Origin of the sequence: Pseudolysinimonas sp., assembly GCF_039912695.1 — a bacterium.
Classification (GTDB): Bacteria; Actinomycetota; Actinomycetes; order Actinomycetales; family Microbacteriaceae; genus Pseudolysinimonas_A.
This window is the reverse complement of sequence record NZ_JBDSPJ010000021.1, coordinates 104,823-118,379: the sequence shown is the minus strand read 5'-3', so window position 1 is coordinate 118,379 and position 13,557 is coordinate 104,823. Positions and strand designations below refer to the sequence as shown.

Here is a 13,557-nt window from a genome sequence, read left to right as displayed (position 1 = left end):
GCTCCTAGTAGGCGAGGGACCGGTCGACGGCCTCGAGGATGCGGTCGGCATCCGGAAGGTAGACGGCCTCGAGTTTGGCCGGAGGGAACGGGGTGTCGTAGCCGCTCACGCGCAGCACCGGGGCTTGCAGCGAGTAGAAGGCGCGCTCGGCGATCGTTGCCGCGACCTCAGAGCCGACGCTTGCCGAACCCGGTGCCTCCTGAGCGACGACAAGCCGGCCGGTCTTCTGCACCGACGTCAGAATCGGGTCGTAATCGATCGGCGAGAGCGAGCGCAGGTCGATGACCTCGATGCTCGTGCCTTCCTCGGCGGCGATCTCGGCCGCCTGCAGCAGAGTGGCGACCATCGCGCCGTGTCCGACGAGCGTGACCTCGGTGCCGGTGCGCACGACCCGGCTCGCGTGCAACGCGCTCGGCTCGCCGGAGCGGTCGACCTCGCCACGCTGCCAGTAGCGACTCTTCGGCTCGAAGAACATCACCGGGTCGTTGGAAGCGATTGCCTGCTGGATCATCCAGTAGCCGTCTTCGGGAGTCGCGGGGCTCACCAGTCGAAGGCCCGCGGTGTGCGCGAAGTACGCCTCGGGGCTCTCCTGGTGGTGCTCGACCGCGCCGATATGCCCGCCATATGGCACGCGGATCACCACAGGGAAGGACTGGTTGCCCTCGTGTCGACCGGTGAGTTTCGCGAGCTGCGAGGTGATCTGGTCGAAGCCGGGGTAGATGAATCCGTCGAACTGGATTTCACACACCGGGCGGAACCCGCGCATCGCGAGTCCAATCGCGGTGCCGACGATCGCCGACTCCGCAAGCGGGGTGTCGATCACCCGGGTCTCGCCGAACTCGGCCTTGAGTCCCTCGGTGACACGGAACACTCCGCCGAGGGTGGCGATGTCTTCGCCCATCAGCAGGACCTTGGCGTCATTCGCGAGGGCGGCGCGCAGTCCCTCGTTAATCGCCTTCGCCATCGTCAGAGTTTCGGCGCTCATTCGCGAGCCTCCTCGAGGGATGCCTCGTAGGCAGCCATCCAGGCCCGTTGCTCCTCCATGAGGGGATGCGGGTCGGAGTACACGTGGGAGAAAATCTTGTCGGCCGGCGGGCTCCCGAGGCTCTGCGTGCGGGCTCGCACGTCGGCCGCGAGGTCCTCGGCTTCGGAGGCGACTTCGGCGAAGAAGGCATCCCCCTCGCCCTTCGCCCGCAGGAAGGTCTCGAACCGTGCGATCGGGTCACGCTGCGCCCAGAACGTCATCTCTTCAGAATCGCGGTACTTCGTCGGGTCGTCGCTCGAGGTGTGAGCGCCCATTCGATAGGTCAGCGCCTCGATGAACCGCGGCCCCTGGCCCGCCCGCGCGGCCTCGAGGTTCTCGGCGGTCACCAGGTAGCTGGCGAGCACGTCGTTGCCGTCGATTTGAACCGACGGGATGCCGAACCCGGTGCCGCGCAAATAGAGAGGCGTGCGCGACTGTCGCTGCACCGGAACCGAAATCGCCCAGTGGTTGTTCTGCAGGAAGAAGACGATCGGCGCCTGGAACGAGGCAGAGAAGACCATCGCCTCGCTGACGTCGCCCTGGCTCGACGCGCCGTCGCCGAAGTAGGCCAGCACGGCGGCATCCGTTTCGGGATGCCCGGTCGCGGTCGAGCCGTCGAGGGTCATGCCCATCGCCATGCCGGTGGCGTGCAGCGACTGCGAGCCGATCACCAACGTGTAGAGGTGAAAGTTGCCGGTCTTCGCCGGATCCCAGCCGCCGTGGCTCAGGCCGCGCAGCAGTTCGATGATGCGCATCGGGTCGAGGCCCCGAATTCGGCCGACCACGTGTTCGCGGTAGGCCGGAAAGATGTGATCCTGCGGGCGCGCGGCGTATCCCGAGCCGACCTGGGCGGCCTCTTGGCCGACGCTCGGGATCCAGAGCGCGAGCTGCCCTTGGCGTTGAAGGTTGCCCGCCTCGATGTCGAACCGACGGATGACGACCATCTGCCGGTGGAAGTCACGCAACTGTGCGTCGGAGATCGCCGCGACCCGCGGCAGGTACGGCGCCGTCGCGTCGTTCTCGACGAGGGAGCCCTCCGGCGAGAGCAACTGGAGGGTCGCCTCGGTATAGGACATGGTGCCTACCCTAACCGGGCATTTTCGACGGCCCGGGGGAGGGTTCCCACAACCCGGGCGGCAGAACTCAGGAGTCTCTCGACAGAGCCCTCCTCGCCGATCGACACTCGGATGCCGTCGTCAGCGAAGACGCGACCGACGATTCCGTCGTCTTCGAACATCGCGGCGACCGCCGTCGACTCATCCCCGGTCGCAAACCAGACGAAGTTGCCGTGCGGATCGGGGATGCTCCAGCCCGCCTCCGCGAGTCCCGCCACGACCCGGCCGCGACGGGCAATCAGGTCGTCGACGCCGGCGAGCAGGTCCGCCTCGACCTCGAGCGCGGCGAGTGCGGCGAGCTGCGCGGGTTCGGTCACCGCCAGCGGGATGGCGGCGCTTCGCGCGGCATCCAGAATGTAGGACGCACCGACCGCCCAGCCGACCCGAAGGCCGGCGAGGCCGAACGCCTTCGAAAAGGTGCGCAACACGACGAGGTTGGGGTGGTTCTCGAGCTCGCGCAAACCGTTGACCGCATGCGGGTCGGTGACGAACTCGAAGTACGCCTCGTCGAGGATGACCAGCACCGTCTGCGGAACCTTCGCCATGAACGCGCTGAACTGCGCCGCGGTGACGAGCGTGCTCGTCGGGTTGTTAGGTGAGCAGACGATGACGACCCGGGTGCGGTCGGTGATCGCGGCCGCCATCCCGTCAAGGTCGTGCAGGCCGCCCGCAAGGTTCGGAACCCGCACGCTCGTCGCCCCGCTCACGGTGACGATGCCCGGGTAGGCCTCGAATGACCGCCAGGGATACACGACCTCGTCGCCCGCACCGGCAGCGGCCTGAACGAGCTGGTACAGGATGGATGCCGACCCGGCTCCGACGTGGACCTCATCAATACTGACCCCGGCACGCTCGGCAAGTCGGGCGCGGAGCGCGGTGGCCGCCCCGTCGGGGTAGCGATTGAGGTTCGACTCGGCAATCGCCGCCAGGATCGCAGGATGGGTCGGGTTCGGGTTTTCGTTGCTGGAGAGCTTGAAAGCATCATCAGACGCCATGCGGCCCTGACGATACGGCGGCAGGGCGGCAATCTCCGGGCGGAGCGTCACAACCATGCCGCCAAGCCTAGGGTCGCTCAGGGTGCCGTCGGTGCGGCCCCGGTGGGTGTGGCCTCCTGGTCACGAGCGGCTGGATACGAGAAGATGAAGACATGGGTCGACTAATCCTCCGTCTGCTGATCAACTCGCTCGCCCTCTGGCTGACGACTCTCGTGCTTGCGCCGCATGTGGCAATCGCCGCGTTCGCTCCCGGAACCACGGTCGAGTTCGTCATCACTCTGCTGATCACGGCGCTCATCTTCGGCCTCGTGAACGGCATTATCGGCGGCATCATCCGCGTCGTCGCCTTCCCGCTCTACGTACTGACCCTCGGCCTGATCTCCCTCGTGGTGAACGGGCTGCTCTTCTTGCTCGTCGCCTGGATCAGCGGTGTGCTCGGGTTCGGTCTGACCGTCGACGGCTTCTGGTGGGGTGTTCTCGGAGCGGTAGTAGTCGCCGTGATCAGTTGGCTGATCGGCATCCTGCTTCGTCCCTTCACGGGCACGAAGAAGAGGCGCTGACCGCCGGTCGTTCACCCGAACGGCTAGTTCACCCGAACGGCGTGATAGGTCGACACCGTGATCGATCCGCCGTTTTCGACGTACCCGTCGCCGAAGCGCTCTAATTCGGAGAGCTGCGACCGGATCGCCTGCGACTGCGCCTCGTCGATGGCGTCGGCGGTCGCTTCGTACGAGAACCTCTGGTGCGCCGGGGCCGCGATCCCGGTCGGGGGCGCGGTGTCGCCGGCGAACGCTTCGCGCTCGATCTGCACGAGGTGATGGTCGAGTTGCGGACCGGCGAGCGCCGGGATGAAGTCGTCGGTGTTGCGCACCGCGATTCCGGCGACGCCGTCGGGAAGGGAAATATTGCCCGCCGGGGCGCCATAGGTCGCCGCCCCGACCACGTTCCAGTCGGGCGACGCGGCGACCATGGTCGCGATTAGACCGCCCTGCGAGAAGCCCACGACCTGCACCTCGTCGCCCGATCGGATGCCGGCATCCACCATCGCATCTTCGACCGCGCGCAGGGATCCCGGCGAGAGGCCGGCCACGCCATACACGTTGCTCGTCATGTCCCACGGTTCGGTCGTTGCAAACGGCGAGAAGGTCTCGGTCGGCCCGATGTAGACCGCATACCGGGTCGGCATTCCGGGAGCCTCGTAGGTCTCGATCCGCACTTGATTCACCTCGGGGACCCGGTCGAGAAGATCTCGCGCACCCGTCGGCGCGCTGGCGGGAGTCTCAAGGCGGACGCGCTCGACGACGACGTCCGACTCGTGGAACATTCCGAACACTCCGCCGAGGGTCGCGACGGTGAGCGCCCCGGACGCCACCCCGTTGTCGTCGCTGGAAAAGAGCGGCGACAACCAGAACGGAACCCCGGTGGCTCCGCGTGCGCCGTCGTCGATGCTCGTTGCCAGCAGGCTGACGAATCTGACGAATTCTGGGCTGGTCACCAACTGGGGATGCGCGAGCATCCAGTCGCGCAGGGTCGCGAGCCGACCCTCGCCATCGTCGGGCAACGCCAGCCAGCCACCCACCGCCAGAACGCCTAGGGGAAGGGGATTGAGAATCACCAAGGCGGCAAACAAGGGCAGGACCTCGCCGAGAGCCGTCGCCATCATCGCCGCGAGTTGGCGCTGAAGGTCTTCATTGAGCTGTTCGGCGGAGCTGTACTGCTCGGCAACGAGTCGCATCTTGTCGGCCGCGTCAGCACACAGCGCGCGAGCCTGTTCAAGAGGCGGGATGACGCTGTGCATCGATACTCCGCCGAGATGGTCGGCCGCGTTCACCCGCCTCAGGTCGAGGTGAAGGGCGACCTGCAACGCCCCGAGTCGATCGGCGGAGGCAAGAATTGCGTCAGTCCAGACGACGGTCGTGCCGGCCGGCGTCACGAGCAGCGGACCACCCGGGTCGTCATCGAGCGCGGTCACAGCAGGTACGCAATCTGCGCGCTCAGGCTGCGCAGCGTGTCATCGATCACACTCTCGGCCGCGCCGATCTTGGTCTGAAGTTCTCGGGTAAAGATCGCGGCGGATTCGGCGGCTGGCCCCCGCCAGTCTTCAGACAGCATCGGGCTGGGCTCAAGCGCCGCATGCCGAAGGTGATCGAGCACCGGTTTGAGCAACGCGAACTGCTGTTCAAGGGTGGCTCTAAGCGACGGCGTGTCGGCGAGGGAAGTAACGCCGGTGAGGAGGGTTGCGGGCATGACGACATCCTCACGATCGCTGCCCCGGAGCGACCAGGCTCCCCCGCACTCCGCGCGTCTCCCCACGATTTAGGGGGCTGTGGAGGACTCGTGCCGCTGCGATGATGGACCCATGGCACGTGGCCCCGCGAATCCGGGACCGGTCTTCCGCATCTGCTTCGTATGCACCGGCAATATCTGCCGGTCGCCGATGGCCGAGGCGGTGTTCCGGCGGCTGATCGCGACCGGCGGCTACGAATCCCGTCTCGAAGTGGGATCGGCAGCGACCGGCGACTGGCATGTCGGCGAACACGCCGACGCCCGTACTGTCGCCGCCCTCGCCACCCGCGGCTACGACGCGACCGCCCACCGTGCGCGCCAGTTCGATCCCGCCTGGTTTCCCGACCTCGACTTGGTCGTCGTGTTCGATCACGGTCAAGAGCGCACCTTGCGGGAGTGGGCACCCGACGAAGCCGCTGCCGCAAAGGTGCAGCTGTTGCTCTCGTTCGACGAGTCGGGTCCGGCCGCCGACGTTCCCGACCCGTACTATTCGGATGCCGCCCTCTTCGACACGGTCTTGGCCACAATCGAACGAGCGAGCGTGGCCCTGTTCCGCCAGCTCGAACCCGTCCTCAGACAGGGAGTCTCATGAGCCCGCTGCCCCCCCAACCGCTGAGTCCGCTCGACGGTCGCTACCGCACCGTCGTCGCAGAACTGAGCGAGCACCTCTCCGAGGCTGGGCTCAACCGGGCGCGAGTACGCGTCGAGGTCGAGTGGCTGCTGTTTCTCACCGACCGCGGCATGTTTGGCTCGGTCCCCCTCGACGAGGAGCAGCAACGCGAGCTGCGCCTGTTTGCCGCCGAGTTCGGCGCTGACGAGATCGCCGAACTCGCCACTCTTGAAGCAACCACCCGCCACGACGTCAAGGCGGTTGAGTATCTGGTGCGCCGCAAGCTCACCGACATGGGCCTGAACGCGATCGCCGAGCTCACGCATTTCGCTTGCACGAGCGAAGACGTCAACAACCTCTCCTACGCGCTCACCATCCGCGCGGCCGTGACCGGCGTCTGGCTACCGCGGCTGCTGGATGTCGTTGCCGCGTTGCGCGAACTCGCTGTCGCCGAGCGCGCAACCCCGATGCTGGCGCGCACTCATGGCCAGCCCGCGACGCCGACCACCTTCGGAAAGGAGATGGCGGTCTTCGTCTCCCGCCTCGAACGCGTGATCACCCGCATCGAGGCCGTCGAGTACCTCGGCAAGTTCAGCGGCGCAACCGGCACGTTCTCGGCCCATGTCGTCGCCGACCCCGACGCAGACTGGCCCGCCCTCTCCCGGGAGTTCGTCACCGGACTCGGACTCGGCTGGAACCCGCTCACGACCCAGATCGAATCGCATGACTGGCAGGCCGAGTTGTACACGGCGATCGCTCACGCCGGTCGCATCCTGCACAATCTCTGCACCGACGTCTGGACCTACATTTCGATCGGATACCTGACGCAGATTCTTCAGGCCGGCGCCACCGGATCGTCGACCATGCCGCACAAGGTGAACCCGATCCGGTTCGAGAACGCCGAGGCGAACCTCGAACTCGCTGGGGCCCTGCTCGACTCGCTCGCCGCGACTCTCGTCACCAGCCGACTCCAGCGCGACCTCACCGATTCCACAACCCAGCGCAACGTGGGGGTCGCCCTCGGTCACTCCCTGCTCGCGCTCGACAACATCGCTCGTGGCCTAACCGAGGTATCGGTCGCTCACACCGCCCTCGCCGCCGACCTCGAGGCGAACTGGGAAGTTCTGTCGGAGGCAGTCCAGACCGTCATTCGGGCCGAGGTCACCGCCGGGCGCAGCTCGATCGCCGACCCATATGCAGTTCTGAAAGAGCTCACCCGCGGCAAGCGGATCACGGGCGACGATCTGCGGGAGTTCGTGGGCGCGCTCGATATCGGCGCCGAGGCCAAGGCCCGCTTGCTCGCCCTGACGCCCGCAACCTACACGGGGCTCGCCGACGAGATGGTCGACGGGATAGCGCCGGGGCGCTAGTGGCCCGAGCGATCCGATTCGTCGCCTTCGGGCGGTTCGGGTTTCGAGATCGCCAGCAGCAGTGTCGCCAGCACGACGATCGACACCACGAAGGTTGCGCCCGTGAACTCGAGCGCGAGCACGAACTCCCGACTCGAGAACATCACGCCCGCGCCGACGAAGAGCGCAAACACCGCGGCCAGCCCGAGAATCTCGGCTGGTCGCGTGCGATCCCGCCGCGACGGGGCGGGATTGTGCGGGGCGGGATTGTGCGGGTCGGGCTTGCTCGGGTCGGGCTTGCGCGGTTGGGTCATGAAGTCGCCGTTCTGGAAACACGCGCCGTACGCAGGGTCACGGCAGAGATCGTCTGGAGCACGCCGACGAGAATCGCCCAGGCGCCCACGATGCCAATCAAAATCACGGATGCCGTGAGAGTTCCCGAAACACCCTTTTGCCCCGAGAAGGGTTGAACGAAGTCGGGCGGTACGAGCAGGGCGACGGCGCCGAGAACCGCCGTCAACACTCCGGCGATGATCCAGTCCCGAGCGATCAATAGCCGCCCGCGAGAGAAGATGCCGCTGACCGTTTCGAGCATCCCGGCCACGACAGCCCAGACGCCGACCAGAACCGCAAACGTGACCGTCGTCCCCGTCGGCGCGAGACCGAGCGACACGACGCCCGCAACCACGCTGATCGCCCCCTGCGCCACGAAGGCTGCGCTCATCCGCCCGGCGTAGGCACCCCGCAGCGTTCCGACCACCAGAACGGCGCCGGTCAGCGCGGCGAAGACCCCGAAGGTGAGGAGCCCGAAAGCCGGAGAGTGCTCAAGCGTCAAGGTGATGACAAGCCCGAGGGCGAGCGCCAGGATTCCGCGCGAAAGCTGGGGGATCCAGGCTGCTACCACGCCGACCACTCTACGTGGGAGGAGCTGCGACTCTCGCCGGGAAAATTACGTGCGCGGCATCTCGGCAAAGCGCGAGTACATCCCCTGGAACGCGACCTCGATGGTGTCGGTGCGTCCGTTTCGGTGCTTCGCCACGATCAGGTCGGCCTCGCCTGCGCGCGGGTGATCCCGCTCGTAGGCGTCTTCTCTGTGCAGCAAGATCACAATGTCGGCGTCCTGCTCGAGCGACCCCGACTCGCGGAGGTCAGAAAGGGCGGGCTTCTTGTCGGCGCGCTGTTCGGGGCCACGGTTGAGCTGAGCGAGCGCGATGATCGGCACCTGCAGTTCTTTGGCGAGCAGCTTGAATGCTCGCGAGAATTCGCTGACCTCCTGCTGACGCGACTCGACCTTCTTGCCCGAGGTCATCAACTGCAGGTAGTCGACGACGACCATCTTGAGCCCAACGCGCTGGCTGAGCCGCCGGCATTTGGCGCGGATCTCGACGAGCGTCATGTTCGGACTGTCGTCGATGTACAGCGGGGCGTCGCCGATGTCTCCGCGCACGCTCGCCAGCCGAGTCCAGTCGCGCTCGTCCATGTTGCCCTTGCGCAGAACATGCATCGGGATGCTGGATTCCGCCGAGAGCAGACGCGTCGCGATCTCACTTCGGCCCATTTCGAGCGAGAAGAACAGCACCGGCATCTGGTGCTTCACCGCGGCGGTTCGTGCAAAGTCGAGTGCGAGCGTCGACTTGCCGACGCCAGGTCGAGCTCCGACGATGATCAGTTGGCCGCCGTGCAGCCCATTGGTGAGTTCATCCAGCTCGCTAAAGCCTGTCGGAACGCCCGCGAGTTCACCGTCGCGGCCGCGCGCCAACTCGATCTCTTCGACGGCGGTGTCGATCGCCTGAACGAGGGGAACGTAGTCTTCGGCTTCGGTGCCGCCCGTGACGCCGTAAATCTCGGCCTGAGCGTTGTTGACGAGGTCGGTGACTTCGCCCTCGCTTGCATAGCCCATCTGCACGATGCGGGTGCCGGCCTCGACCAAACGCCGAAGCACGGCCTTCTCGGCGACGATCGAGGCGTAGTAGCCAGCGTTAGCAGCGGTAGGTACCAGACCGGTGAGCGTGTGGAGATACTCGGCACCGCCGGCGCGACCGAGCAGCCCGGTCTTGGTCAGTTCATCGGTGACAGCGATCACGTCGGTCGGTTCACCGTGGGAATAAAGGGTGAGGATCGCCTCGTAGACGACCTCGTGCTTCGGCATGTAAAAGTCGAGCCCGCGCACGACTTCAATGACGTCGGCAACGGCGTCTTTGCTCAACATCATTCCGCCGAGCGTGCTCTGTTCGGCGAGCAGATCGTGGGGCGGAGTGCGCTCACCCTGCCAGCCCTCGCCCGGGGCGCGCTGATCGCCCGAACCGCGGTCTGCGGCGAGTCCCAGATGGGCGATCGACATGAAGGGACCTCCTGCGGGTCAGATTAGGCGCGCACGCCGACATCGCCATCCGACACCCCGAACCGGCCGGCGACAGTGTTGCCCCGAATCGCCGGGGAGCGCTCGCTCAGGCTAAAGAGGACGCCCGTGACGGAACAACCTGCCCTGTGGATGACGCTGTGTGGAAATCACGAGAAACGCCGTGTGCCGTGTGAAGAAGTTGTGGAGAGAGTTGTGGATAATTTCCGGACTTTGGGGGCAAACATCCACTTGATCAGGGCTTTATGTTTCCACATGCGGCGTGTTCAAACTGGGTTGGAGCGGTGCTTGAGGGTTGAGGGGTTGACACGTCTCCTGTGGACGAAACATCGGACGCCCGGCCCTCCGCGGGGCCGATGTGTCGCCGGACACGACGAACGGCGCACCTCATTTTCGAGGTGCGCCGTTCGTACGGAGGTGCTACTTGGCGGCTACCACGTCAAACGAGAGCGCCGCGATGACATCGCTGCGGAGGCGAACCGTCGCGTCGTACCGACCGATCGACTTCACCGCGGTCGAGATCTCGATCGTGTGCTTGTCGAGCGTGCCGAGCCCGGCCGCAGCCACCGCGTCAGCGATGTCGGACGGCTTAACCGACCCGAAGAGACGACCCTCGCGGCCCGCCTTCACGGCGACCTTGACGGTTGCGCCTTCGAGTTTCGCCTTGATGGCCTGAGCCTCTTCAAGAGTTGCGAGCTCGCGAGCGGCGCGCGCGGACTTGATCGACTCGATCTGCTTCTCGCCGCCCTTGGTCCAGGCGACCGCGAAACCCTGCGGAACGAGGTAGTTGCGGGCGTAGCCGTTCTTGACGTCAACAACGTCACCGGCAGAGCCGAGGCCAGAAACCTCGGAGGTGAGAATGAGTTTCGACATGATCTCTACCGTCCCGAGCCCGCGTAGGGGAGAAGAGCCATCTCGCGCGCGTTTTTAACCGCACGGGCGATGAGCCGCTGCTCCTGCACCGAGACGCCGGTGATGCGCCGGGCACGGATCTTTCCGCGCTCGGAGATGAACTTGCGAAGTGTTGCAACGTCCTTGTAGTCGATGATGCCGACCCGGATGCTCTTCGCGGGGGCGACGGTCTTGCCGCCCTTAGGTACCCGCTTGCGGCGATCGCCGCTGCTGCTGCTACTGCTCTTGCCAGCCATGCTTGGTTCTTCCTTCTACGTGTGTGCGTTCCGCAGCCTGAGGCTTTAGAACGGGGTCTCGTCGCTGTAGTTGCCGGGGGTGTTCCAGACGTCGTCTGCTCCACCGGTCGGGGCGCTTGCGGCCCACGGCTCCTCGGCGCCACCTGCCACCTGACCGCGACCTGCGCCACCGGATGCTCCGGTGCCGCCCGCCGCGCGCGTGACCTGAGCGGTCGCGTACCTCAGGCTGGGGCCGATCTCGTCGACCTCCAACTCGATCGCGGTGCGCTTGTTACCGTCGCGGTCGTCGTAGTTGCGCTGCTTCAGGCGGCCGGTCGCAACGACTCGGCTTCCCTTGGTCAGCGATCCCGCGACATGCTCGGCAAACTCGCGCCAGCACGACGCCCGAAGGAACAGCGCATCGCCGTCCTTCCAGTCGTTGGCCTGACGGTCGAAGGTGCGCGGGGTCGACGCAATGGTGAAGTTGGCGACGGCCAGGCCGCCCTGCGTGTAACGCAGTTCGGGATCGGCGGTGAGGTTGCCCACCACGGTGATGATCGTCTCGCCGGCCATGGTTACTCCGTGACCTCGTCGGCGGGAGCTTCGGCAACAGCCGCCTCAGCCGCGGGAGCCTCAACAACGGGTGCCTCGGCTTCGGGCTTCTCGGCCTTGGCAGCTTTCTCAGCGACGGGCTTCTCAGCAACCGGCTTCTCGGCGGCAGCGGGCTTCTCAGCAGCGACCGCCTTTTCGGCGGCAGGCTTCTCAGCAGCGGCCGGCTTCTTCGCGGCAGCGGCAGCCTTGCGAACGGCCTTCTTCTCTTCCTCGACGACGTGCGCCGCCACGCGGGCGACGGCCTCCTCGGCGCGCAGCACCTTGGTGCGAAGAACAGCCTCAGACAGCTTCAACTGCCGGTCGAGTTCGACGGTGGCAGCAGAGTTCGCGGTGAAGGTGACGACGGCGTAGATGCCCTCGGCCTTCTTCTGGATCTCGTACGCCATCCGGCGCTTGCCCCAGATGTCGACGTTCTCGATCGTGCCGCCATCGTTGCGGATCACGTTGAGGAACTTGTCCAGGCTGGGTGCAACGGTGCGCTCATCGATCTCGGGATCGAGGATCACCATCAGCTCATACTGGTGCGTCATAAACCCACCTCCTCTGGTCTCAGCGGCTGCAGAAGTTCTGCAGCAGGAGGGTAGTGACGTGCCGCCCCAGGAATTCACTCCCGATGGGCAACCTGTCGATCATAGGTCAGCCTCGTGCCGACCACCAGCTCCGCAGTCGCTGTTCGGCCTCGGCAGCGCCCAGCGGGCCCTCGTCGAGCCGAATCTCCATCAGGAACCGGTAGGCCTCGCCCACCTCCCGCCCAGGACGTAAGCCAAGAATGCTCATGATCGCCTCGCCGTCGAGATCGGGACGCAGGGCCGCGAGCTCCTCTTCCTCGGCGAGCACCGCGATCCGCGCCTCAAGGTCGTCGTAGGCGTGCGCGAGCCGCTCAGCTTTGCGGTGGTTGCGGGTCGTCACATCGGCCCGAGACAGGATGTGCAGCCGCTCGAGATGCTCGCCGGCATCGCGCACGTAGCGGCGCACCGCGGAGTCGGTCCACACTCCCTCGGCGTACCCGAAGAACCGCAGGTGCAGTCGGATGAGGTCGGCTACCGCCTCGGTCGTCACCTTGTCGAAGCGCAGCGCCTTCAATCGCTTGGCGGCCAGACGCGCCCCGAGAACGTCATGGTGATGAAAAGTCACCCCGCCGCCGGGCTCGATCACCCGAGTCGCCGGCTTGCCGATGTCGTGCAGCAGTACGGCGAGCCGAAGCACCAGGTCGGGGGCGTGGCCGCGCTCGCCCTCGAGCGCGATCGCACGATCAAGCGCGGTGAGACTGTGCTCGTAGACATCCTTGTGCCGCGCGTGCTCGTCGATTTCGAGGCGCAGCGCGGGAACCTCGGGCAGGATGCGGTCGGCCAACCCGGTGTCGACCAGCACCCGGATACCGTCGGACGGATGCTCCGCCAACAGCAGTTTCGACAACTCCTGTTGAACCCGCTCGGGCGCGACGATTTCTAGCGAATCCGCCATCCGCGCGGCGGCCGCAGCAGCATCGGCATCGAGCTCGAAACCGAGTTGAGCGCGGAAGCGGGCGCCGCGCAGCATCCGGAGCGGGTCGTCGCCGAACGAGATCTCGGGAGCCCCCGGGGTGCGCAGGCGGCCAGCTACGAGGTCGTCGAACCCGCCCGTCGGGTCGACCAGAACCAGGTCTGGCACCCGAAGCGCCATCGCGTTCACGGTGAAGTCTCGACGGGTGAGATCGGCCTCAAGGCTCGTGCCGAACTGCACTTCCGGCTTGCGCGTGCTGCCGTCGTAGGAGTCGCTGCGGTAGGTGGTGATCTCGCAGATGTAACCGCCCAGGCGCAGGCCGATCGTGCCGAACCGACGACCGGTGTCCCAGAGGTTCTTGCCCAGCGGCGCGAGAATCGCCTCGGTCTGCTCGGGCGTGGCGTCGGTCGTGAAATCGAGGTCGATGTCGTCGCCGCTGAGCCCTCGGTCGAGGAAGGCATCCCGTACCGTCCCGCCAACCAGGGCGAGTTCGTGTCCGGCGCGTTGGTAGAGCGCTGCCAACTCAGCCACTGCGGGCCGGCTCGCGAGGTCGCGCAAGCGGTCCATCGCCGCCGCGACGCTCTCCATGCGCCCATTC

General features: G+C 66.2%; 15 protein-coding genes and 1 pseudogene. 3 read left to right on the top strand and 13 right to left on the bottom strand.

Going from position 1 to position 13,557, the window contains the following annotated elements:
- Positions 1 to 4 precede the first annotated feature (4 nt).
- The 3 genes from ABIR17_RS07935 to ABIR17_RS07925 are packed head-to-tail and all read right to left on the bottom strand — an operon-like array spanning position 5 to position 3,191.
- On the bottom strand, positions 5 to 985 hold the full coding sequence (locus ABIR17_RS07935; RefSeq protein WP_348003835.1) for an alpha-ketoacid dehydrogenase subunit beta: 981 nt from the start codon (positions 983 to 985) through the stop codon (positions 5 to 7).
- Positions 982 to 2,100 (bottom strand): thiamine pyrophosphate-dependent dehydrogenase E1 component subunit alpha, encoded by a 1,119-nt coding sequence (locus ABIR17_RS07930; RefSeq protein ID WP_348003834.1) that lies wholly within the window; start codon positions 2,098 to 2,100, stop codon positions 982 to 984. The genes ABIR17_RS07935 and ABIR17_RS07930 overlap by 4 nt, the downstream gene beginning before the upstream one ends.
- 5 nt (positions 2,101 to 2,105) lie before the next feature.
- Entirely contained in the window at positions 2,106 to 3,191 is a 1,086-nt protein-coding gene (locus tag ABIR17_RS07925) for a histidinol-phosphate transaminase (RefSeq protein WP_348003833.1), read from the bottom strand.
- 95 nt (positions 3,192 to 3,286) lie between these two features.
- Here ABIR17_RS07925 and ABIR17_RS07920 point away from each other — a divergent pair, with 95 nt between their 5' ends.
- Complete coding sequence (locus ABIR17_RS07920; protein WP_348003832.1) at positions 3,287 to 3,694, top strand: phage holin family protein; 408 nt, start codon at positions 3,287 to 3,289, stop codon at positions 3,692 to 3,694.
- Positions 3,695 to 3,717: 23 nt separating this feature from the next.
- On the opposite strand, the gene ABIR17_RS07915 is transcribed toward ABIR17_RS07920, so the two are convergent.
- Both ABIR17_RS07915 and ABIR17_RS07910 read right to left on the bottom strand, forming a co-directional pair.
- The gene (locus ABIR17_RS07915) at positions 3,718 to 5,106 is read right to left on the bottom strand and encodes a hypothetical protein (protein ID WP_348003831.1); all 1,389 of its coding nucleotides are present in this window, start codon (positions 5,104 to 5,106) and stop codon (positions 3,718 to 3,720) included.
- Positions 5,103 to 5,381, bottom strand: a complete 279-nt coding sequence (locus ABIR17_RS07910) for a hypothetical protein (RefSeq protein ID WP_348003830.1) — start codon at positions 5,379 to 5,381, stop codon at positions 5,103 to 5,105. The genes ABIR17_RS07915 and ABIR17_RS07910 overlap by 4 nt, the downstream gene beginning before the upstream one ends.
- Before the next feature lie 112 nt (positions 5,382 to 5,493).
- Here ABIR17_RS07910 and ABIR17_RS07905 point away from each other — a divergent pair, with 112 nt between their 5' ends.
- Both ABIR17_RS07905 and purB read left to right on the top strand, forming a co-directional pair.
- Positions 5,494 to 6,012, top strand: a complete 519-nt coding sequence (locus ABIR17_RS07905) for a low molecular weight protein-tyrosine-phosphatase (RefSeq protein WP_348003829.1) — start codon at positions 5,494 to 5,496, stop codon at positions 6,010 to 6,012.
- Entirely contained in the window at positions 6,009 to 7,400 is a 1,392-nt protein-coding gene (gene purB / locus ABIR17_RS07900) for an adenylosuccinate lyase (RefSeq protein ID WP_348003828.1), read from the top strand. Before ABIR17_RS07905 ends, purB begins: the two co-directional genes overlap by 4 nt.
- On the opposite strand, the gene ABIR17_RS07895 is transcribed toward purB, so the two are convergent.
- The 8 genes and pseudogenes from ABIR17_RS07895 to ABIR17_RS07860 all read right to left on the bottom strand — a co-directional run bounded on the left by ABIR17_RS07895 (position 7,397) and on the right by ABIR17_RS07860 (position 13,547).
- Complete coding sequence (locus tag ABIR17_RS07895; RefSeq protein ID WP_348003827.1) at positions 7,397 to 7,693, bottom strand: hypothetical protein; 297 nt, start codon at positions 7,691 to 7,693, stop codon at positions 7,397 to 7,399. The two genes, purB and ABIR17_RS07895, sit on opposite strands and share 4 nt — an antisense overlap.
- The gene (locus ABIR17_RS07890) at positions 7,690 to 8,283 is read right to left on the bottom strand and encodes a DUF308 domain-containing protein (RefSeq protein ID WP_348003826.1); all 594 of its coding nucleotides are present in this window, start codon (positions 8,281 to 8,283) and stop codon (positions 7,690 to 7,692) included. Before ABIR17_RS07890 ends, ABIR17_RS07895 begins: the two co-directional genes overlap by 4 nt.
- Positions 8,284 to 8,328: 45 nt before the next feature.
- Positions 8,329 to 9,720, bottom strand: a complete 1,392-nt coding sequence (gene dnaB, locus ABIR17_RS07885; protein WP_348003825.1) for a replicative DNA helicase — start codon at positions 9,718 to 9,720, stop codon at positions 8,329 to 8,331.
- Positions 9,721 to 10,158: 438 nt separating this feature from the next.
- On the bottom strand, positions 10,159 to 10,611 hold the full coding sequence (rplI, locus tag ABIR17_RS07880) for a 50S ribosomal protein L9 (RefSeq protein ID WP_348003824.1): 453 nt from the start codon (positions 10,609 to 10,611) through the stop codon (positions 10,159 to 10,161).
- Positions 10,612 to 10,616: 5 nt separating this feature from the next.
- Positions 10,617 to 10,886, bottom strand: a complete 270-nt coding sequence (gene rpsR / locus ABIR17_RS07875; RefSeq protein WP_348003823.1) for a 30S ribosomal protein S18 — start codon at positions 10,884 to 10,886, stop codon at positions 10,617 to 10,619.
- A gap of 45 nt (positions 10,887 to 10,931) precedes the next feature.
- The gene (locus ABIR17_RS07870; RefSeq protein WP_348003822.1) at positions 10,932 to 11,438 is read right to left on the bottom strand and encodes a single-stranded DNA-binding protein; all 507 of its coding nucleotides are present in this window, start codon (positions 11,436 to 11,438) and stop codon (positions 10,932 to 10,934) included.
- Between the two features lie 206 nt (positions 11,439 to 11,644).
- Positions 11,645 to 12,007: pseudogene (rpsF, locus tag ABIR17_RS07865) on the bottom strand (30S ribosomal protein S6); the annotation flags it as partial.
- Positions 12,008 to 12,113: 106 nt separating this feature from the next.
- Complete coding sequence (locus ABIR17_RS07860) at positions 12,114 to 13,547, bottom strand: CCA tRNA nucleotidyltransferase (RefSeq protein WP_348003821.1); 1,434 nt, start codon at positions 13,545 to 13,547, stop codon at positions 12,114 to 12,116.
- Positions 13,548 to 13,557: the final 10 nt, after the last annotated feature.